The following is a 23,931-nucleotide window of genomic DNA, read 5'->3' on the forward strand; positions in this document are numbered from 1 at the left end:
CCTATTTCCGGTATACCGCATAGTTATTTTCCTTTCCATAAATAGCCAATAACCGGGTATAACATGATACTTCCATCATTAAAGCTGCACCATCAAGCTTAGGAATTTCAGTGTTCAGATCTGCATGAAGTTCAGAACCAAGATAATCAGCCTTCCAATTGACATAATAAAGCAAGACCTTTCCGTCAGCGTCTTTGGCTTTTAGACCAATTGAATCTTTTTCGACTGTCAAGCCTAGTTCCTGTAACAGCCAGTCGGGCAACCACAATAATTTCAGATTTTCGAGCGGATCATATTCCCTGATATTAGAAATAATAGGATAATCCGATTTAGGAACCACAGCATTGGAAATTTTGTCAAAAACATCATAGCTTATAACATGGTGAGATATCGGGAATTTTGGCTTACGAGTAAAGACAAGTCCGCCAAAACTGATGGTTTCCTTCAGTGCGAATGTGTCAACTGAAAAGAGTTCGCGTTCATAGTGCGCAATGCTAACCCAGCCATTTTGCCGGTTGGGAGCCGAGTTGGAGTGTCCGTAGATATAGGAAGTGGGTTTAGGTAGCAATGTCGGCCGGTGGTTTCGGCTGAATGTTTGCAATTCAATGAGCTTATTTTCGATCGCCAGTTCGTAAAGTATTTCCCCAGAGTCATAAAATGTATTTAATTCAGTATAGAGTTCACGGTTGACAAGCCCCATTAAATAATCCGATGGATAGAGATTTTTAGCCATTTGTTTGTACATCCTGTTGCCGTATATTTCGAGCTTGTCGGTTTGGCTTTCTGCATAAGTCGCAGCATATTTAGTCAAAACAGGGTCTAACGGCAGGCCCATGTTTTCCAAACGCCAAATACTCTTATTTAAACCAGAAATAATCGAATGATCCTCTTCATCTATTGGTGGATAATCTGGTAAGGGCTCGGGATCGGGAAGCGGGCGAAATGGCTTTTCAAGTATGATTTCAATCATCGCATCAATATGGTAATATTTAGTCGGATAGATCTCATTCAATGTATCTGCTAAAGGGGTTATATCAAGTGATTCGTTCAGGTAGGCGAAATAAACGAGTTGCAAAACACTGACTACGATACAATCTAAAAAGAACTCCCGGTTCTTGAAAAACCATTTTAAGGGCGATATCAACTTTGGCCAGTGATCCTTTGAAAGGTATTCCAACGCAGTGATGGCCGGTTGATAACGCTCCACAGAAAAAGACCTGAACCTGGCTAATAAAATAGCAAATAGTACTTCTTCTTCACTCATCTGGTAAGGGTCAGCGGTGTATTCATCCCAGTTCTCCTTTTCCTGATAGGGTAGCCGAAAGCTTATTGCATCAAACATTTGGTCATACATCGCGGTAATCGTCTCCGGATTTTCCTTGGCGAGAACTAATGCATTTACAAGATTCCCGGACATACCTATCCGGAATGATATTCCCATGATATCTTTTAATAACTCGAACAAATAAGTTTTTGCAAGTTCCGCATCCAAATCACATGCGTTTTTGAAGGCCTGTGTATTGACCAACTGATTATACCAGCCGTCACGATCATACAAAAAGCGGCAGACCCAATAATAGATGTAAACTTCGTTGTTAGCGCAAAACATTTCGGACAATTCATCCCTATCAGTTTCCTGAAAACTATTTTTCCGGACAATTTCCCTGATAACCTCTTTATTTTCATCGGTTATTCCTTTTGACGTATCAAAATAATAGATAAAAGACTGAATTTCTGATTCACGGAGCGTGTATGTCTTCACATAATTGACGAGGTCAGCATGGGAAATATCGGCTAAGTTCTGCCGCTCAGCATATTGTTTATCGAGTGTTTTTGTCCATTCAGTAGGTGAATTATAGGTTTTTCTCGATGAGATATGGACTTGCTCAGCGCCTTCACAGGTATCGAACAGCAATGCTAATCGGTCGTAATAATCTATTATATCTTTGGAATATCCATTATCCGTCCTTCGTGACATCCTCTCAGATAGGCAAATAAATCCATAATAGGCCAATGGTTTATTTACATCAATGGTTAAAGCAATAAGCTTCAGGCAATAAGTTACGAAGACATGGTCCGATGTAATAAGAAATGTCGTAGTCAACAGCAGCTCCAGTTCAAGATTAATTTTGCCATCCGCTATGACCAAAAGGTTCCATAAACAATCTTCCAGTCTCCAATAGGAACGATAATTTTTCAGGTCATTCAATAAATAATTAGCGGAACTCAGCCAATTGACCTGGCTGAATTTTTTGAACCATTCCACAAAAAAGTGCCGGGTGTCTTTTCCATCCGTATGGTTGTCAATAGCATCAATCAATGATTTTATTTGAGGAATATAAACTAAGGCTTTATCATAATTTACAGTAGAAAAGGGAACAAGGGATTCCAACAGGTCTTCCAATGTCTGGTCACGCCTTTGCGTATAGCCTGTGAAGGTCTTGATAGCTTCACGGAATAGGTTCTGGGCTTTTTCTAGATTGCCCGAATCAAAATAAAGGCCGGATAAACGGAACAAATAGCCAGATATGTAGTGATGCAGATCGAAGAATTTCCTTTCACCAATAATATCTTCTAATGCGCGAATTACCAATGTTCGATTGGTATCATTGGCTGAAGATGTCAGCAGTTCAACGAGCAGGTATACGGGAATAGGGCCACCCTGATCCTTTTGTATGGAAACGCTGGTCTCCGTACTGGCCTTAACAATAATGCCGATGACCGCCTCCCAATCATCATGCGTGACAATTGTAGATAATCCGGCTTTCAATGATTCGAGTATTAAATCCTGTATAGAATGCAAATCGGAAGAACGCGGTTTTCCTTTAAAGGGTTCTGTGTCTTTAGTCAGGTAGGCAAAAGCATTGATGACCTCCTGGGAATCAAAATGATCAGCCAATAAAATTAACTTGATTTTTAAGGCGTAGGTTATCCAGTTGTAGAACCAGTTAATATCAAGAAGCGGTGTGATGATTTGTTCCAGTTCTATTCCGCATGGTGCCTGTAATTCAATCTGTTCAAAGAAGGTAGTCAGTATCTCATGTTGATTATACAGGCTATCTATAGCGATCAAACGCGTAACCAGATCATTTAAATCAACAAAGGAAACCGGTGTAGGATCGGCGGCTTCAAGCAGCTGGGCAATAACAGGGTTCAATTCCAATTGTATAACAAAATCTCTGTCCTGGAACCTCGTCAACTCATTTACAAATATTGCCAGGAAATCAGAACGAATTTCTGATACCTGGGCACGGCTTGCAATCGCTGCAAGCCGATCTTCATTTCTTTCGGACAACAAAAAACGGATATAGAGGCTAAGGTCCTCATGTTGGATCAACTCCTGCCCGATAAAATATTGCCCGTAAATTGTCCAGGGTGCGGTGACACCTTTTTCTGAGAGCATGTAGCATAGCGTCAGCCCTTGCCTTAAAGGTTGGGTGGCATCCTCTTCAAAGAGCAAATAGTCTTTTACCACGTCAAAACCTTGGGTATTGCCTAATTGCTCAGCGTATAAGACCATTTGACTTTCAAATATGTTTTCAGTTGAGCTCAGGACTTTACTGAATTCGTTAATCAATACCGTGCCTATCAGGTCGTTAGATAGCAAAATCGCATCCTTAAGATAGTAGTAGTTGTATTTGATCAGATCCCAGGGTTGGCCATAATACAAACTATCTACAATAAAATCTTTATTAGCATATGGAACGATGCGTTGATTGGCACCATAATCCGCCAAAAAGTTAAAAAAATAGCGGTAAGCTTTAGGGTATTGTATTACACCTTTTTTTTCAAACCAGTCAGCAACGGGCTGAATAATAACCTTTTCCAGCGCAATTTTTTTCTCTTTTAATTTATCGAATACAAAGCGTTTAAAACTTTCATGGTAGATTTTATATCCGCTTTGAGCTACACTTTGCTTTAGTACCGGGGCAATTACATATAAACTGTCATCGACAAGATCACCAAGCCCGGTTATCTCATTGATCTCGTTTTTTGTTAAAGCGAAACTTACACCCGATAATATTTGCGGCACATTTTCATTTAACTTGATGTTGGTGAACAGGTATTCATAATACTGCGATAAGTTATACGAGTAACCGGGCAACCGGTTAAAATTCTCAATAGTCAAATTCTCGGTACGTAAACATTCCGCAATTAGGTAATTGGTATATAATGGGTTGCCCTTAGCCTTATCCTGTATTAAATCGACCAGTTCATTTTCGAGCAATTGAAGATTTTCGAGATGCTTTTTACCCATTAGCAGCAGCGTTTCTTTCTTAGTCCAGCCCGGTAGTTTGACTTCTTTGAAGTTGAGCACACTTTTCAGCACAGATATAGGTTGGGAAGCCACCAGTATTTTGACATGGGACGATATCACCAAATCATTCAGCCGTAATATGATCTCAACCTGACTTTCTGCAATGTCATGATAACGATAGTAATTTCTTACCCTTTCAATATGATCCAATCCGTCAACAATCAAAATAGTAGGTTGGTCAATACGCTCCAGTAAATGATTCAATTCCAGTAGAGTACTTGCAAATTTTTGTGGTTTTATAACCTTCAGATCCGGGAAACGCTGTAATATTTCGGCAATGAGATTACCATAAAAGACATTGGTCTGTATGCGGTCTTTCTGCATGGCATCGTTCAAATCCGTATAACATAGATGATGGATGACATTGATACCGTTAGTCGCAACATATTGTTGTAGCCCTTTCAGAAACCAAGATTTACCGCTACCCGGTTCGCCAAGCAAAATAACACGCTGAGCCTCATTTAATTCCTGGATAAATTCCTCAAAAAAAGGGACCGAGGTAATTAATTCCTCCTGGACTACCGGAAAATCCTGGTAAACCGCACCATAATCCTGACGGATATCCAAGCGTCTGAAAACTTCAGTGGTGTCTAAATTTGTAAGTAAGCCGCTTCTTGCCTGTTTGATCAACTGAATCAGTTGAAGTAAAAATTCTTCTTTAGATTTTGTTTCGTTTGGAAATACGCCAATGCCTAAATCAGTGACTTGGTCCAATACTATGTATTCCAAATCTAAAGGCTGGTGTACGTTCAAACTGAATTTCGGCAGATTTACCTCGATATAAAACCTGCCACAAAAATCCACGAATTCTTTCCGGTCAAAATCAGCAGCAATTTTTGTTAACCTTTTCCAACTGGTCAATGGCTGCCCACCATGGGGCCAAATCTTATCAGGGTCTATTTGATAAACGACTGTCGGATAATTCTTGAAGGACTTGTTATTATTGTCCTTGATGAGCACGTTGATGATCTCATCAATTGGCTCATTCCAGGCTAGGCACAGGCGTAGTTTACATTTTGCTTTCTCGGGATGCTGTTGCCATGAAGTAAATAAAGTGTCTATTGCCAGATTATAGCCAGTAAGCGTGGCCAGGTCTTTTTTTTCGAGCACATGTTTACCACCTTCTCTACTGTATTTAACCTGGATCTTTTTAACGGCCGTTGCCGTCGAAATGGTCAGATCATCGATCCGATCCTCGTCGAACTCTTTGGTGTCTATGGTAAACCGGCTGTTGCTCTCAGAAAGTAGCTCATTCAGGATAAAATAGGCACTGAGTAAATCCTGGTACTCGTATCCCTCGTGTGCACGTGCTAAAGACATTCTGATGACAGGTTTAAGTAATTTTAGTAGAAATATAAAATTATAAAAATTTATTTCTGCTTAAGTATTTATTTGATCTCAGCAATTTATGGATGTAGGATATGTTATATCTTTCGTTATTGCTTATCAGGTGATGGAAATGACGGGCATAAACTTCAAGGTGATCCGAAGATTTAGCGCTCACTTTATTACGATGGCTTAGCAAACGGATCCAAATGTGACCATGCTATCAGCTATTTGTAAAGCACTGGAGATATAGTTATATGAACTGACTAATTCAGAACGATTAAGATAATATTTGCGCGGCTAGGAAACAACTCAGAAAATCTTCCTTAAGTCCATCCAGAAATGCCTAGGTTTATCAGATCAGGTGCCCTGTAGAGGCGCAAATTGTCGGGCAGTACACCCTCTTCCTGACTTTTATTCTTTACTACTTTTAAATCGAAAAACGCCTGCCTTCCCACCTGGCGGATTGGGATAGTTGGGTAATGACTGTCCGTGACTTTTTCACGAAATTACAACTGTCCCAAATGATTACCTTTAATTAACCATCGGTTATTTAACGCACCAGCTATATTTAATAATAAATATAGCTGGTGGTAATCATAAATCCGGTTAATTTTGAGTATTAATTCCCGATCCTGACCATGAACCTGAATGAAATCACTTATAGACAAATCGAAAGCCTCACGGACGTCCAGTTATCGGCGGTCTTATTGAACCTTTTAAAGCGGGAGGCGGCTGAACGGCAATTCTCGTCAGTAAGGGAGTTGATCGTCCAGCTCAAGATTAATGTTGCCGATGGCGGGCAGGATGGCAAAATAGATTGTGAGGACACCAGGGGATCGATTTATGTACAGAATAAGCTATCTGTTTTCCAGTGCAAGGCTAGCAAGATGGAAAAGGGAGCCATATATAGCGAGTTTTTCAGGGAAAAAGTCGATAAGAAAGGCAGCTTGCCTACAGTACTTGTATTAAAGGGCGGCATTAAGGAGGTACTCGACGCGGGGGGGCAGTATGTGTTTTTTATCAACCAGCCATACAGTCCGGTCCATAAAAAGCTACGTGAGCAGGCGGCGCAACAAGCAATCGATGATTATAATTCGATCCATTCGACCGGCTATCAAGCTGGGCAGGTACGTATCATGGATGCGCATGAAATCACCCAGTGGGTCAACCAGTTCATTGATGTGGTGATCAGGGTACAGGAATACAATCATATCCAGCGTCTCGCTGGACTGCAGACTTTAGATGAACTTGGTTATTTACCGGAGATCTATGAAATTCCATTCCATAGCAATCCTTCGCTGGACGAATATATGACGAAGATCAGCGAGGTGGCCAATAATCCCAGGGCGACGCTCCGGATCATAGGGCATTCCGGTTTAGGAAAAACCAGGCTGGTGTATGAAGCTTTTAAAAGATCAAAAAATAACAGCGCGCTCTATTACAAGATCGAGTCCCATCCGCAGGACATCGTCAATTTCGTTATCACCTATGGAACCTATTATACAGGATTGCTGATCGTTGACAATTGTGATCTGAATGCCCACCGGCTACTTAAACAGCAGATTGACAGGTTAAACAGCAGTTTTAAACTGATTACGGTGGATTTCAATGTCAGCGAGGAAACTGATGCGTCGGCCAGTTATGGCCAAGAATATTTATTTCTGAATAAGAATGATTACCGGGACATCGTTAAGATGATTTTAACGGACGAATACCAAAATAAACTGGGTGCTGCGCAGATCGACCAGATCGCTAATTACGCTGAGGGGTACCCAGGGATGGCGGTGCTTTTCGCCAATGCAAGACTGGATGGACGTGCTAACCTGTCAGAGCTGCTCAAAGACGATATTATCTTCCGGATAGCCTTTGGCCGGGACTGGAACAATCACGATAAGGGAATGCTGGAGTTGCTGAAGGCAGTGTCCGTATTCGGGTCGTTTTTTAAGCCGGCCCCCGGATCAGAAGATATTGTATCACCCCAGGAAGCGAAGTTAGCCGAGGACCAGGCATCTTTTATTACCACGCACGTTTGCCAGCCGGTAAAAACGATACTTGAATACCGTAAAGGAACGGATTACTTTGAGCGCAGCAGGGTAATGGAACGGCGAGGGCATTATTTAATGGTCAAGCCGACTCCTTTGGCTATCAAACTGGCCACGGAATGGTGGCGTTATACGGACGCCAGGCAGCTGATACAGTGGTTCCCCGAGATGGAGCGGATCGGCCTGGCGCTGCCGCTGGTCAACCGGCTTGCGGAACTCGACCAGTTAAGTCATGCGAAACGTATTGTGAATCAAATTTGGGGCCCAAAAAGCCCTTTTGGATCAGCGGAGGTGCTTAATTCGTCTTTGGGTTCGCGCATTTTCCGTTCTGTTGCACCTGTGAACCCGGAGAGTGCTTTAGAGACCTTACAACAAGCATTTGGAAACATGAGCACGGATGAGCTCAAAAGCAAGGTTCGTACCGGCCGCCGCAATATCATTTGGGCGATGGAAATGCTGGTATTTGAGCCGGGACTCTTTGAAGAAGTGGCGTTATTGTTTTTTAAGTTTGCGCTGGCAGAAAACGAAAACATTGTTAATAATGCTACCGGTCAGTTCCTGCAGTTGTTCCATGTCATCCTGCCCGGAACCGCGGCTGATTTAAATCAACGACTGGCGGTTATCGACAAGATCATGGAAACGTCCACTGGCGATGCCTACCATCTGGGCGTGGTGGCACTTTGCAGGGGCATGAAGGGAGATACCTTTAGGCGTGATATCGGCGCCGAGAACCGCGGAACTAGTGCACCATTAAAAGACTTTGAGCCCACCTGGGTCGAGATGGCCGGTTATTGGGAAAACATCATACAACGACTGGTTGAGGTGGCTAAAAATCACGAGTCAGAGCGGAAACTCATAAAAAGTACGTTTGCGGGTTCGATCAGGAACTTGTTCTATAACCGGATGCCCTTCCTGGTTGAAAAGGCGGTACTATTGATCTTAGCGTTTGACAGGTCCTATTGGGATCAGGCCATCAGCGAAATTAAAACAACTATAGCTTATGAGTTTCTGAATGAAGAAGATATCAAGTTAACGGACCGGCTGCTCGCTGAATTAAAACCAGTGACGTTGGCTGACCAGTTCCGGTTCTATGTTAGCTCGCCTGTCTGGAATTTCGAAGCGCGGGACGAGGAAGAACCCGTCGATCATACAGAGATCGCAGCCCAGCAATTTGCAGAAAGGCTAGTATGGGAGCATGTTGACCTGCGGGAGCTGATGGAGCAGATGCAGTCAGGAGAGCAGCGCAAGAGCTATATTTTTGGACGCACTTTAGGAAAAATGCTTCAGGACGTCGGCTTTGCCGAAAATCTACTGCATATACTTGCAAAGATAGCTCCCGAGAAACAAAATATAGAGGTCGCCGCAGCCTATATATCCACTTTAACCGATGATGCCAAACATGATTTATTTAGCCTGATACGCCAAACGCCGGAGATTGCTATACACGCCTTTTATGTGGCCCGGGTGATTGCGCTTCCCTTATCGGAGCTCCTGCCGTTGTTTGATCTGGTAGAACAGCAAATAGCCGGTATCGATTACTTTTACCAGTTCACCTATGGCAGGGGGCTGGATGCCCTTTCCGAAAAAGAAGTATTAACCTTTTTTGAAAAGATCAGCACATATTCGGGCGGTGAAATGCTCGCGCTGGAACTCAGCCAGGAATACATCGGTAAAATAACGGAACGCAGGCTACTATTCCACGATTTTCTATTGAAATTAATCAAGGGAAACAACCTGCTGCTGCAGCGAGGTCGGAACTCCAATTATGCGTGGCAGACAATGATCACCTGGTTGATCGATGAGGCCGGTGAAGCTGCGTTTACGCCGGTGCTCATCCCTCAGTTGATCGAGGCAGCGCAAACCGACCGGATCAGCGCTTTTGATGGGTATTTGACGAGCATTATTCGCCGGTTGATCGAAAAGGATTTTGCGGTCTTCTGGGACCTGATCGCGCCGTCGATCCTCAGCAACGATTATATCAACCTGCGTTTTTTCATGGGGGCTCATAATGGGAATATGGGGACGCCGGGCCTACTCGATAAAGCTGATATTCCAACCCTAATCAACTGGTGTAAAACAGCTCCGGAGATGGGGCTGCTTCGCATAGCCAGGATGATGCCCGTTACCCCGATTGGCAATACGAGGGAGTGGCATCCGCTCGCCAAGGCCATGATCGACAATTTTGGCAGCTCTGCGAAGTTGCTCCATGAAATCGGAGGGAATGTCAACAGCTTTGGATCTGTCGGTTCTAGGGTACCTTATTTACAGGATCAGAAGGAACTGATCAGCAAGCTTAGCGATCATCCTATCGAGCGTGTAAAAAAATGGGCTAAAAGTTTTATCAAACAAAAGGAAACCGAGATCAAGAGAACCATGGTGGAAGAACAATCTTACTATATTAACATTTAACGGATCAGGGGAGCCTAGCCTGCACCGGGCTTCGCGCTACTGATTCTCTGAGGATAAATCACCTGTTACAGACGTCTCCTTACCCATTAAGGTATTTTTGAAATGTTTGCCAACCAGCCCAATATGGGCTATATTTTTAGGTGTCAGGAGTTCTTCCTTTTCTGCGATGGGCCGGCATTGCCGAATCTCCGCCATAAGGCCTGCGGTCAGGTAAAGGAATGTAGAAATGAACCTGGCGCGGTTGGCTCTTTCCGGCTCTGCCGTAAATAATTGAAACTTCTTACAAAGCGCATCAATCGCAAGGCTTTCAAAATTTAAAGGCTGATCCGAGTGGGCAAACGTATTTCTGACATCGCGCAGGTTATCGATTTCGTTAAAATACCCTTTACTGATCAGGCCGAGGGAATAACACATTTTAATTTTTGAAGAAAGGGTGGCTAAAGCGCCATTGTTCCCAAAAAGTTGTTTTTTAAATGTTTTGGAGCCGACCAGCTTTTTATCCAGGAGGTCCTGAAGGATGACCTCCAGCCGTCCTACGGCAAACAGGCAAAGCCCGCGGTCTGATTCTTCAATAAGCTGGTCGCGCAGTTCATAGAGTTTCCGGTGATCCTTGAGTACCTCCGGGTCAAACTTTTCGATGGCTTGCTCTAGTTGACTAACGAATTCGACTACCTCTCTGGCCGCTTCTTTTTGACCCGGCGGCAAACCCTCAATGAATTTATCCAAATCTGAAATTTTTGTATGCATAGGTTGATTTTTGGTACAAATATGAAGATTAATTAAAAAAGATCACGTGTTTGTTATACTTATCACTGGGTAATGAACATAAGGCCATTAGCTGATCTGGTGACTCTTTAATACCTTAATCGAACGTTCTAAATCGCCCGGGGTACAGCTCAATGGCTAACCAAGTCCTGAAATCAAATTGACTAAAGCAGCGCGATTCAAGACTCCATTTTACGTAGAGTTTTATCCCAAAATGCCCCAAAATCAGCTGAAGATAGTACCTGTCGATTAGGTCAGAGGAAATTAAAAAATCATTAATTTCATTAATATTTCGTAAAGTGCTTTTTTGCCATCTTTAGAAATGAGAGTTTTGGAGACTCGAAACTCGTCTAGTGATAGATGATCTCAATACTTAAAAATTGATAAGATATTACTACGCAAATAGATTGCGTAGTAATATCTTTCTTTTGTCTAAGTTGTTTGAATAGCTTACAATTTGTTAGTATTAAGCTATTATATTTAAGAACATAAAATTGCTAAGAAAATGATTGGCCTTCAAGAAATGATATTAATAGGTGAGATTGTTCTACAATCTAAAATTGCAAAAAGAGCTGCTGAGCGTTTGCGCACTGCACATGAAAATTTCGATCATGTCGAAACATGGTGCTCAATTCAATCAATTCTTGTAGCAGCGGGAAATGTATCAAAAGTTCTTTGGCCTAGCGACAAATATAAAATACGTGGACAAAAACTAAGACAAATCCTCAAAATTGAAAAGAACAACCCTCTTTCTGTCCGTAAATTTCGCAACCATTTTGAGCACTATGATGAGCGAATTGAAGACTATTTTGAGTGTAATACGCAAGGGGCATACATAGATTTGGCGATGAACCCTTCCCTAACAAGCGGAATCTTCGGTGATGTCCCTTTGAAAACTCATAGGGGTTATAATTCATTTAATAATACGTTGGTATTCCGCGATGAAACGCTTGATTTAAACGAAATATTAATAGCACTAGACAATGTACTCAATAACTGCAAATCATACTCCCGAACAGTTTCATAACAAATATTAATAGTACCTATTGCGCAAAATATCAAAAAACTTATTGCTCCCATGCAAACTGTTTTGTCTATTTGTAGTACAACGATTAATGGCCAAATACAGTTTTGAATAAATCGTTGAATGATCTTTTTAAAATTTATAATCCATTATAATTTAAGAACTTATAAGCAAAGTTCGATTCCCGATCTCCCCGCAATTTTAAAGATTAAGGAATGTAGAAAAGAAACTGATTTAGACACCACCTCGGGACAAATTGTTTAAATTCTTTTAGGTATCGATCGCAGCACATATTGGAACAATGGGTATTAATGATTATTTTTACATAAGTCATTAGGAATCAATCTGTATCAAATCAATTGTGGGAAATTCGGGAATTACCACAGCTTGAAGATTATAAATTATTGAAAATAAGGATAATGCTGAACTCGGTTCGAGTCCCGTCCACAATTTGTTAAAAGCAAAATAAGAATTGTTAGTCAACGAAAGCTTTAGAGATACACCGACAATTCCAAATTGCAGTCAAATAAAATCAGCGAGAATATCTTGAATTTCGATCAAGAACAATGGAGCGATAAGACTATAGATATACCAATCCGAATTCCAGTCAAATAAGAAATAGGAAAGAATCCGTTGAATTCGATCAAGGACAATGGAATTTTAAAGACTCTAGATATAAAATTCCGAATTCCAGTCAAATAAGAAATAGGAAAGAGTCCTTTGAATTCGATCAAGGACAATGGTCTTTTAAAGACTCTAGATATAAAATTCCGAATTCCAGTCAAATAAGAAATAGGGAAGGGTCCTTTGAATTCGATCGAAGACAATGGATTTGTAAGACTCTATATATTACAATTCCGAATTCCAGTCAAATAAGAATTAGAAAAGAATCCTTTGAATTCGAACAAGGAAAATGGGTTTCTAAGACTCTATATATTAAAATTCCGAATTCCAGTCAAATAAGAAATAGGAAAGAGTCCTTTGGATTCGATCAAAGACAATGGATTTCTAAGATTCTATATATTACAATTTCGAATTCCAGTCAAATAAGAATTAGAGAAGAATCCTTTAAATTCGAACAAGGAAAATGGGTTTCTAAAACTCAAGATATTAAAACTCCGAATTTCAGTCAAATAAGAAAACCGGGGTCAACAATCATGAACTAAAAACTAATAGGCTATTCCGAACTTTCTTTGAATAAGAAATAGTTATGGGAAAAAACAGCAGATTTAAGCCCAATAAGGCCAATAAATTGTAAATTTTTTAGAGTCATTATCTGGGTCCTTTGATTTAATTCTGCCAGCATCAATTGCTTCTTTAATTAGTCTTGAAATTTGAGAAACTTGCTTGTCATGCATGCCGAATCTTTGCCGTAAAGAACCATTTGTCATGCCTTCATTTGCATAATACTGAACTACAGCATGTTGATAACAGGCTTCTATACGTTCTTGTAAACTCATGTCAGCAAATCGTTTAGGGCTGTACATAGTAACTTTAAAAGAATTCTCCGTTTCTGTGAATTTAATAGGTGGTAAACCGTAGAATTCAACTGCTCTAACAGACTTTTCAAATCCAGATCCCCTTTCTTCACAAATATTATATCTTCGAAATGCGGCAGCTAAAATCTCATTTCTAGATTCAGGTGAAGTTCGAATCAGTCTGTCGATTTTTTTACTTGGTAAAAGTCTACCGGGACTTGAAATTTCAATTCGATCTTCAAAAACCTCAATCATTGGTCCACTACCACGTATTGAAAAATCTTGATGAATCAATGCATTAGCAATAATTTCACGAAGCGCTATTTCGGGATAAACAGAAGTTTCTTCTCGTAAAGCATGTTTTATAATTTCGCTTCCTGGTAGTAAGCTTTTTATGAATTGAATTAGACCTTCAAAACCTATAGCGTAACCTTTATTTCCTGGATATTCTTTGCTACCAGCTGACTTGCTTTTTCCCTCATATTTAATTACTCGGATAGATTTTCTAGATAATCCATCAAATTCGTTTAAGTTTTGTGCTGCTGCTAATGCACCGAAGTTTGATATATAATAACCATTACCATCTACCTCAACAATCATTTTCTCCTCTTTTAGCCAAAGCATTATCTCGGGTATATTTGATGGTATTGGTTTTTTTAATAGCCGATAAATTGTTGCATAATCAAGAAGTGTCATAATTTCAACTTCATTCTTTAACTTAGAGGCATTTAATTCTTCAAAAACAGGTGTTTTGCTATTAAGCATTAACCCTCCTATTTCTTGTCGAGATGCTTTCCTAGTACTTCCACCACTACGGATATAACTATCCTCTATTGTTTTTGTGGCTAAGTGAACAGGCTTGACCGAACTTTCTTTGATATGGATAAATAGCAATTGCACACCTCTAAACTCTTCAATTGAATGGTCTATACTGATTAAAGGATCAACCCCATCCCGACATAAACTTGAAAGTTTACTAACAATAGCATTAGCATCTGTTTGATTTATTCCTTTAGGAGTTGCAGTCTTGTCTTCTATACCAAAAATCATATAACCTCCTCCAGGCAAATTTGAAAAGGCACATATGTGCTGACAAAGCTTTTCATTTTTAGGAGATAGTGTCTCTTTCCAATCTAATTCGTTTAGCTCTTGAGGAACTTTACCTAAACTATGATCCAAATATTCTTTTGCTTTTTGAACCCAAACCTTCATGTAGCCGTTTGTTTTTATTCACAAATATACCTTATTGCTTTTGAACATCTCATTTTGAGTTGTCAAGGATTCCTTGACGGTTCGTACCTTTGTCAATTAATTTCAATAGAGATTGTAATCAGAGTTGTATAGATTCAGATTAACAGTGTATTGCTTAACGAAGACTATTGAGAAATCTTTTACGTTCTATTGAACTGTTGCACAACTTGCAACTGTTTAAATCTATATTATTTACCCTCAGCATAAGCATTTCGAAGATATATATGTGGTTAGAAAGCACCTGTAATTCTTGTCGAAATTATAAATACTCTATTTTTCAGGCTGATCATATTGCCGCTAACTTTCCTTTTAAAGCAGCCATATCCTCGCTGATTTTCAAATCCACAATCTTGGCATAATGTTGAGTTTGTTTAAGCGACTTATGACCTAGCATCTTAGATACTGTTTCTATTGGTACGCCATTACTTAAAGTGACTGTAGTCGCGAACGTATGTCGAGCTATGTGAAAGGTCAGATTCTTATTAATTCTACAACTATCAGCGATTTCTTTGAGATAAGAATTCATTTTTTGGTTAGTAAGCACAGGCAGTACCAAGCCTTTATTGACGCATTTAGGATAATTCTCATATCTATCCATAATTTCCAATGCCATTGGCAGCAACGGTAAACGAGTAGGGGATTCTGTCTTTTGACGAGTAGTTACGATCCATTTGCCGCCATCAACGCCGGTAACAATATCAGAACGCCTCAATTGGTAAACATCTACGTAGGCTAAACCAGTATAGCAGCTGAAAAGAAAAATATCACGAACATGATTAAGCCGGTCAGTCTCAAATTCCTTGTTCGCAATGGCGTTTAGTTCTTCTTTAGTGAGCGCAACACGGATCACTTCTCTCCTGTTTGTCTTAAATCCTGCAAACGGATCTCTAAGCAACCACCCTTTTTTGATGCATTCCAGTACGATTTTTTTGAAATTGCCGAGGTATTTCATCGTTGCGTTATGCCCGCACTTCCTGACACTCTTTAGCCAAAAGGCAAACTGAGAAACAAATTCATAGTCTAGGTCTTTAACATCAACATCCTCTACATGGTATTTCCACTGTATAAAAGCTGCTGTATGGTCATGTGCAGTCTTATAGCGCATTAATGTAGATGGTGCGAACTCTTGGCCAACTAGGGCCTTCATCTGTTCATTGTGATGCTTGAAAGCGAGAAGAATCATTCTCTTTTCTTCGCCTTGCCCGGTCAGTACATTTTTGAGATTTTCTGCGGTCAATACCCTATCAGCATCCATTAGCAATTTCTTGGCCTGATATACCTTGCTGCACATGACGTCCAAATAGCTATTGAGTGCTTTTGCGTCTTCTTTTAAGCCGGTCGCCCGACCCGCTGAGGCATTCCATCGCAGATTGTCCCATTGTCTTTTAGTGGCTAAATCTTTTGATATGCCATCAATTGTCAATCGCAGGTAGATGTATCTAACACTACCTTTTCCATTTTTTGGCTTCTTCAGAAAGAAGAACAGCCCGAAGCTTTTTTCTAACATAACGAACATTAAAGGGTTAAACAAATGTCGAAATGCAGCGGCTTTAAATCAAGATGTTTAATCTTTGAACATGTTGACAATCAGTTTATTACATCGATTTCAGCGCGTCTTTTTTTTCAATTTTAAAGACGTCATGAATGACGCGCTTAAGTATTGAATAATTCGGTTCGCTTTGGAGGGGCTTAAAACCAAAAAAGCCTTTAAATCATATGATTTAAAGGCTTTTGAACATTTTTAAAATGCTTTTGGCGGAATGGACGGGACTCGAACCCGCGACCCCATGCGTGACAGGCATGTATTCTAACCAGCTGAACTACCACTCCGTTTTTGGGTCTGCAAATATACGCAGCTTTTTGTATTACGCAAATGGTTTTGAAAAAAAACTTATTTATTGTGGCTACATTACTCTTTACAGGGTATATTATGTATAGCCCGCTATTATCATTCACTTTTATAAACAACTCTATACCAACCAAAAGCAACTACAATTGCTTCAATAACTCTCGTTTGAGACCTTCTAATTTTTTTTTAATTTATTTTACGTCAAAGGTAAAATACCGGCTACCGGCATCTCCATTTGGGGTCAATCCTTGTATTAACCCTATAAATTTCCCGGTTTGATCAGAGGTATAGAACGATAGTTGTCCTTTGCCATCAGTGTTGATATTGACATTGGGTTGCCAAAATAAAAGATTTCGAAAGTCAGGTATCCGGCTTTTGACCGCTTCATCTGTATCATAAACCGGCGAATAAAACTCCCGCTGCAGCTGCAAACCTTCATAATCGAGCACCACGGCATGCGGATCCATTTCAACCCCTCCCAGGTCGCCTTTATAGGTGGTATAACTTAATATACCTTCATGTACCGATGGGCCATAATAATATCTTTCTCTGATTACTTCCAGTTTTTTCACCTTCAATGGGTCGATAGCAATTACTTTATCGATATTGAACACAGGTACATCGTCCAGCATAACCAAGGGGTCACCATCCAAAAATCCTTTGTCGTTCAATACTTTTATATGATACCTTTTATGTGACTGCACAACGTTCACCTCTCTTATATATTCGCGCAGTACCTCTTCCATAGTGGTAAAGCGGGTATAGTTATCTAAAAGATACGTTTTGTAGGGCTTTCCGAAAAAACCGGAGCTATCAACTCCCGGGTCATAAAACTGTTTTATTTTATTGCCTGCATATATATTTTGTACCTGCATAGCCACGCTATGCTCTTCCAGTGTTTTTTGCATCCCGGGTGTTATATTTATCCCGGGCATGTTATATTTCGTATACTGCTCAGAAAAAGGGCTCAAAACATCTATACGAAAAGTAGTGTCCCGTTCTGAGTTTGTTTGAGCAATGATTTCACCAGGGCCAAACAGTTGTTTGGTATTAAATATCAATCGGCCCAATGAATCACTTTTTGACGCGTATAATTGAACCCTTTTCCCCGGAACGCTTAAATACACCAATACATCTCCAGCCGGTTGACCTGTAACTGTATTCGAAACCTTCGCAGTTATCAAATGGTCATTATATTCTGGTAAAAAATTAAACGCCTCAGGCTTACCATTTAATATATTGCTCCACTGAAATCGTCTCCAACCCTGTGTAAGCATCAGGTTATCCAGGGCAACATCAGTTTCTGCGTTAATATTTTTAAAGTAATATCCTGGTGATTCGATATTGCCGCGCAGATCCGATTTCAGCCATAGGTAGTTCACAATATCATCCTCATCTGCATGCTGTAAGGTATCCACCCGAAAGACCGACAGGGACAAATTAGCAGGCAATGGATTCCCCACTATGCTTTTAGCCGAAATATTTATACTAACCTTTTTTCGCACCGCATATTGTGCCCGATCTGCAGAGGCTTCGATCAATAGCTGTTGTTTAGGGCGTTTAAAATAAAGCCGTTCGCAAACGGGTTGCTTAGCGTTGTTAAAAATGGTAATGTGCGATATTCCTTCTCCAAGTTTTGCTTTATCAATTGTAAAACTGGCTGTTCCGGAGTTCATAACGGCGCTTTCGGCTATTTTAATTATTTGCCTGGTATGTGCAAAAAGATATACTTCTCCGGCACCTACGCCATTCACGGTAACCTCCAACTGTGTCCCGCCATTATCTTTCAATTGCATGGTATAACCCTGGCTATTGATAGCCGGCAGTTCTTTAGAAATCACGTCTCCCGCAGCGGTTTTAATAATAGCCTTGTACGTGGTATTCATAGTGGGGTTGAAGATAAAGCTCCCCATACCAAATTTCAAGGGTTCAAACCGCGCTACTGTGTCATTATGCCCATCAACAATAAATCCCTTATAAGCTTCCAATCCCAGGCCTTTAGGGGTTGTTACCTTAAAAGCTACTTTACTGGCAATACCGCCGATCAAATTTCCGCCTTCAGGGAAAAACTGCACATCGTAGCCAACTTGTGCTTGAGTTGTTTCAGCCTCAGGCATTCTTAAAGGGTTGACGATAAGAATTGTTTTCTCAAAATAATAATCGGGACTGAAGTTTTTCATCCAGTTGGTGTAGCCTCTTAATTTATAATTACCGCTACTTAATGACACTGGTATATATAAAGAACCGTTTCCTATACCATTTTTCATGGCAATTTTTGCCTGTAATACCCCATTTTGCTCATGATCAAGCACATCTATGTATACAACCTTACTTAAATTGATTGGCTTATGACGATTGGCATCAACGCTATAAATTTTAAACCAAATGATCTCGCCGGGCAGATAGGTACTCTTGTCTGTATGAACAAATATTTTTTCCTGTACAGATTCGCGTTGGTATTGATTAAAACTATTGGTAATATGATCAAATGCCTGTGCCGAACACTTTGAATGGAGCTGCAACAAAGCAGTAATTAATAAAGCTATGATTTTAGCAATCGCCTTAATTTTTTTCATAACAGATACCTGACATTTAGTTCTATATTTTTATAGTAATGTGTTTATTTATCAATTGTCTATCCAGAATGAAGGCTTTTGTGCTTTCCCCCGTATGGTGCAGTCTGCGCAGTCTGGAGACGAATAAGTGTACCCAGCTATGCCCAAGGGGGTAAATATTCCAGTTACCGGTATTCCTCCGCCCTGAATAATATAAAATAATACATCATTTGTTCCTGTCATTGGGTGGAAAAAAAAGGCCGAATCGGGCATACCACATTCATAAGGGTATTTTTCTATCCAATTATCAGGTAGTTGGCCTTTATTGATGTATATTCTTTTCGATTGTGGATTGGTAATACTTATATACCCAATAACCGGCTCTGTGGGATCGCTTATATTATGAATATTCCCCTGTAACTGAGTAGGCTGTGCATCAAATATACTGCCCAATTGTTCGGTGTTTTTTTTAAGATTTTCCCAAAATTGATACCCGGCCTTGGTTAGTGCATATTGCTTAAGTAATATGCTATATCGTAATTCCAGCTTTTCTGCATCTGATGATATAGTGGTGATAGGCCCCTGAAATATAACATCCTGTGAGAGTTTTTCCGACGAACCTAACACGATATTACTGGATTTATCATTCCCATAGCAATAATATATCCCCTCATTAGCATGCCTGAGCCTTACCGCACCAGCATCAACAATAAAGCCCGATTGAAATTTAGCATGAAAGCGCCAGGTTTCTGAATAATCCCATCTGTAGTAGCGGGTATTATTTGTTGCGTCATGCGCATTGGCATATATCTGCAGGTAGTTACTTTTTGGGGTAAACCCAACACTGTCAATAGGTGGTGTTTGTTTTACTACTTCATAATCTGATGCGTATTGCTTGCCATCAGGAGTTGTAATATGCAACCTATACTTTTGTGATGGATCAAGATGCATGGGGCCAATATCATATATGCCGTTCCCTTCTGATTGTAAAGCATAACTATTGCCTTGCTCTCCTTCTACTGCTACGGTATAATTGGCTACTAGTTGCGTGCTTACATTTTCTGATAACTTCACCGTTCTGCTCAGGTTAATTATCGTGGAATCATTACCACTGTTAATTACTCCTTCTACAACCAGGTAATGATTATCACTACTCACAATAGGTGGGTTATATGGCTTTTTACAGCTAACTATAACTGCAAGCAGGGTAATATAGATGAGTTTATTTATTTTCATTGCTTAAAACCTGATGTTATAATTAATAAATGGTATCGGCTTGGCAAATATGGATAGCTTATAACCACTGATAACGCCATTTTGCGTTGTAAAGTAAGCCGAGTAAGCATTTTGCCTTCCGGTAAGATTATAAACTCCTAAAGTGAACGAATTATGTGTTCGCTGATGTACCTTATGATTGCCTTCGATGTTCATCGAAAAATCCGATCTGAAATAATCGGGTATACGGTAGGCATTTCTGTCTGAATAAAATACCCTTTCAGAACCACCATATTCATATTTAGCGATAGGCAGGGTAATTGGTCTGCCCGTACTATAAGTTACATTTAATGACACGCTAAACCTGTGCGAAAACCGGTAATTACCAATAAAATTAAAATCATGCGGTTTATCAAAATTGGCCGGATAATAGGCTCCTCCGTTAATCAATTCACCTTCATTCACGTTATCCTGCCTCAAAAATGTACGTGAGTAGGTATAGCTTATCCACCCGTTGGCTTTGCCCGTTGTTTTTTTGATCAGGAACTCAATACCATAGGCCTTACCCTGTGTGCCCAATACATCATTCTCAATATGATGATTGAGTACCAGGTTAGCCCCGCTTGTGTAGTCCAAATAATCTCTTAATCGTTTGTAATAAACCTCGACCGATGTTTCAATAGTATTTGCTTTAAAATTACGATATAAGCCTAATGATACCTGGTCGCCGTATTGTGGTTTAATGTTAGGATCGCTAAGCTGCCATACATCGGTTGGCGCTATGGCTGTGGTGTTTGAAAGCAGATGTATATATTGCCTTAAGGTATTATATCCCGCTTTTACCGAAGTATTATCTCCCAGATTGTATCGCGCCGAAAGCCTGAACTCGGGTCCGGAATACGTTTTGATCACTTTGTTTTTGGAATAGGTAGTACTATCTAACAAATTCGCACTTGTTTTTGGCAAATTGGGGGCATAATTATAAACTGTTTGCGGGCCCAGATAATTGTAAAGTGAATACCTGATACCGGCGCTTAATGAAAGATCGTCTGTAATGTCATATTTATCGCCAACGTAAGCCGCGCTTTCCAAAGCCTGCTGTGCCGGAACAACATCTGGCACTACTAGCGATTGTGCATCATTTGGCTGCAAATTACCCGGATGCAACTTGTAGTAAATAGTACTTACCCCAAAGTCAACCGTGTTTTTCCGATTAAGATAGTAAGTAAAATCAGCCTTAAGGTTGGTTTGATTGATATCAAAATTAAGTTTGTAGGCATTTACCACGTTATCAAAACTGGCAATATCGTATTGATACCTGTCAATGCCGGTTGTTATCAAACTAAACAGCTTATCGTTGAAATTATGTTTCCATTTGATATTGATATTCCTGTTACTGTAGCTATAAGCTGTGTCGCTGTTGAGTTTAAACTTATCGTGGCTCAGGTAACTGGTCAAATAAAGATTGTTTTTATCATCTATCTGGTGACTTATATCCAAATTAAGGTCGTAGAACGAGGCCTGGCTATGTTTATACGCATCTGGCAATAGCTTCAGCAACCAATCGGAATAAGTGATACGTCCACCAAATATAAATGAGGTTTTATCTTTAATAATTGGCCCTTCCACATTAAGCCTACTGGTTATTAAGCCTATGCCAGCCGAACCGGTAAACTTCTTTTTATTACCCTCCCTGTCTGTTATATCTAATACAGACGACAGACGGCCTCCAAATTTTTCGGGGATGCTGCTCTTGTACAATTCAACATCTTTTACAATATCAGGGTTAAATGCAGAGAAGAAGCCAAAAAAATGTGATGGGTTATAAATAGTAGCATCATTAAGCAATATCAGGTTCTGATCGGCAGAGCCCCCGCGAACATTAAAGCCGGTTGTGGCCTCACCTACCGACTGTACACCAGGCAGTGTTAATATTACCCGTAATATATCAGCCTCGCCAAATACCGTTGGTACCTGTTTAATACTTTTAATATCAAGCCGGTTTACCCCTAATTGTACATTACGAACATTGGCTACTTTTTCAGCAGATATTTTTACCTCTTTTAAACTGGTTATCTGCTCCTGCATTTCAATAATCAGTTTTCCATCAGCATATAGTATAATCTGACGCCGCGTATCGCGCATGCCAATGCCTCTTATACTTAAGATTTGCCGTCCTTTGGGTAATACGATGGTAAAGTATCCAAACTGATCGGTAGCCACACCGGTTTTGGTATTGGTAACATAAATACTGGCGCCCACTACCGATTCGCCTGATTTGCCGTCACGCACATATCCCGATAAGGTGGCCTTACCTGATGGAATAATATTGGTTTTAGTACCTATTTCGTACAATTTATTTTCTGTGGTGGCTTCCGGAACCTTTTTATCTTTTTCATCAGTAAAATCGGCTACGGTAGCATTAGTCGTAATATTTACGGGCTGCTTTGCCGCAGATGGAGTCGCTCCTGGTTTATTTCCGAAAAAGCCGGCGGGCAATTTGGTTTGTATTTCGCGCCCTCGCGTAAGGAATACCTGACGTTGTGCGGTAATGGCATAATGAAAATCGGTGTTTTTAAAAACCATATCCAGCACAGTTTCAATCGGCTTATTATTTACTTCAACAGAGATTTTTAAACTATCAAATTGGATGGGATTATAGTAAAAATGAAATCCGGTTTTTGCTTCCAGCTCTGTTACAAATTGGCCCATGTTGACCTGTTGAACATTTACACTTATTGATACTGTTGTACCTTGCTGGGCAAAACCCAACTTAGCAAGTACCAAAAAACAGAAAACCAGAAAGTAAATTTTTTTCATCCGCAATTTTATTTTTTACTCACGTCAGTAAAACATCAATTGATGCCCTTATTTTCAGTATACTATATTGCCGCTTGTGTTTAATACATATTATCTGGATAACTCATCATATCGGCCGGCTATAGCAACCATAGCTTCTTCCGGGGCTCTCCTATATTTGATCTTATTGGCTTTAATGTATTGTTGCAGCTCTTTCTTCTTATCTTTTAAAATATCAAGCAGGGCTGCTTGTCCGCTAATACTATAATAATTATTCCCTTTCTTCAGGAAAAAACTTTTACTTGATGAAAAATAAGTGTCGATAGTGTTTGAAATAGAGGTTGTTTGGAGTGATTTTGAGTACTTTGCCAGCACAACAACGTTGCCATGATATAACTCATCATAAAAACCCGCGTTTATACCGGCATTTGTCTGTAATGAATCTGCTATGATATTTACAAAATGATGGCTAAACAAATCAAAATGCTCCAACCGTTCATTTAACAGGGTATACATGGAGAATTTATTATACAAGAGCACTACCACAACGTCTTTATTCAGGTCGTACATCATAGGCACATCTTTAAAAAATAATCCATCGTAATTGACTGTGCCGGGGCTAAACTTGTTTACATCCTGAAAATAGGCGTTTCCTTTTATGTTTGGATTATACAGTTCATATTCTGGCCCATTATATAGGCGTGATTGTTGGCCAATAGCAGTATTGTAGGCATCTGCAATGTGCACCATAGCAATGCGCTGCTCAGATGTATCTGCTGATGAAGTTTGACCCAGGGTTTGTTTCGTAATAAAGGAGAGGAGGGTTACGATAACGCCCAGCAATAGTTTTCTGATCATTTAGGTTTTATAAAGAATGGAATTTACGTTACTTTTAAT

10 protein-coding genes and 1 tRNA gene are annotated in these 23,931 nt (G+C 40.1%); 2 read left to right on the top strand and 9 right to left on the bottom strand.

The features are described 5' to 3' along the window. Position 1: 1 nt before the first annotated feature. Positions 2–5,638, bottom strand: coding sequence for an NACHT domain-containing protein (locus BW976_RS13450; protein ID WP_076373822.1), 5,637 nt, complete (start codon positions 5,636–5,638; stop codon positions 2–4). A gap of 647 nt (positions 5,639–6,285) precedes the next feature. Between BW976_RS13450 and BW976_RS13455 the strand changes: the two genes are divergently transcribed. Then, positions 6,286–10,098: a hypothetical protein gene (locus BW976_RS13455; protein WP_076373823.1), complete on the top strand. Its 3,813-nt coding sequence runs from the start codon at positions 6,286–6,288 to the stop codon at positions 10,096–10,098. Positions 10,099–10,134: 36 nt separating this feature from the next. Here the strand turns inward: BW976_RS13455 and BW976_RS13460 are convergent, their stop codons facing one another. After that, positions 10,135–10,845: an MltR family transcriptional regulator gene (locus tag BW976_RS13460; RefSeq protein ID WP_076373824.1), complete on the bottom strand. Its 711-nt coding sequence runs from the start codon at positions 10,843–10,845 to the stop codon at positions 10,135–10,137. Between the two features lie 523 nt (positions 10,846–11,368). Between BW976_RS13460 and BW976_RS13465 the strand changes: the two genes are divergently transcribed. Next, the gene (locus BW976_RS13465) at positions 11,369–11,890 is read left to right on the top strand and encodes a hypothetical protein (protein WP_076373825.1); all 522 of its coding nucleotides are present in this window, start codon (positions 11,369–11,371) and stop codon (positions 11,888–11,890) included. 1,226 nt (positions 11,891–13,116) lie between these two features. On the opposite strand, the gene BW976_RS13470 is transcribed toward BW976_RS13465, so the two are convergent. The 7 genes from BW976_RS13470 to BW976_RS13500 form a co-directional block, all read right to left on the bottom strand. Next, entirely contained in the window at positions 13,117–14,577 is a 1,461-nt protein-coding gene (locus tag BW976_RS13470; protein ID WP_076373826.1) for an ATP-binding protein, read from the bottom strand. 325 nt (positions 14,578–14,902) lie between these two features. Next, the gene (locus BW976_RS13475; protein WP_076373998.1) at positions 14,903–16,123 is read right to left on the bottom strand and encodes a site-specific integrase; all 1,221 of its coding nucleotides are present in this window, start codon (positions 16,121–16,123) and stop codon (positions 14,903–14,905) included. Between the two features lie 246 nt (positions 16,124–16,369). Further along, a tRNA-Asp gene (locus tag BW976_RS13480) sits at positions 16,370–16,446 on the bottom strand. Between the two features lie 210 nt (positions 16,447–16,656). Beyond that, positions 16,657–19,041, bottom strand: a complete 2,385-nt coding sequence (locus BW976_RS13485) for a hypothetical protein (protein WP_076373827.1) — start codon at positions 19,039–19,041, stop codon at positions 16,657–16,659. Positions 19,042–19,092: 51 nt separating this feature from the next. Next, positions 19,093–20,256: a DUF4249 domain-containing protein gene (locus tag BW976_RS13490; RefSeq protein WP_076373828.1), complete on the bottom strand. Its 1,164-nt coding sequence runs from the start codon at positions 20,254–20,256 to the stop codon at positions 19,093–19,095. Between the two features lie 3 nt (positions 20,257–20,259). Further along, complete coding sequence (locus BW976_RS13495; protein ID WP_076373829.1) at positions 20,260–23,055, bottom strand: TonB-dependent receptor; 2,796 nt, start codon at positions 23,053–23,055, stop codon at positions 20,260–20,262. A 90-nt stretch (positions 23,056–23,145) separates the two neighbouring features. Further along, complete coding sequence (locus tag BW976_RS13500; RefSeq protein ID WP_076373830.1) at positions 23,146–23,892, bottom strand: hypothetical protein; 747 nt, start codon at positions 23,890–23,892, stop codon at positions 23,146–23,148. Between the last annotated feature and the right edge of the window lie 39 nt (positions 23,893–23,931).

This window comes from Mucilaginibacter lappiensis (assembly GCF_900155965.1).
In the GTDB taxonomy this organism is placed as follows: domain Bacteria; phylum Bacteroidota; class Bacteroidia; order Sphingobacteriales; family Sphingobacteriaceae; genus Mucilaginibacter; species Mucilaginibacter lappiensis.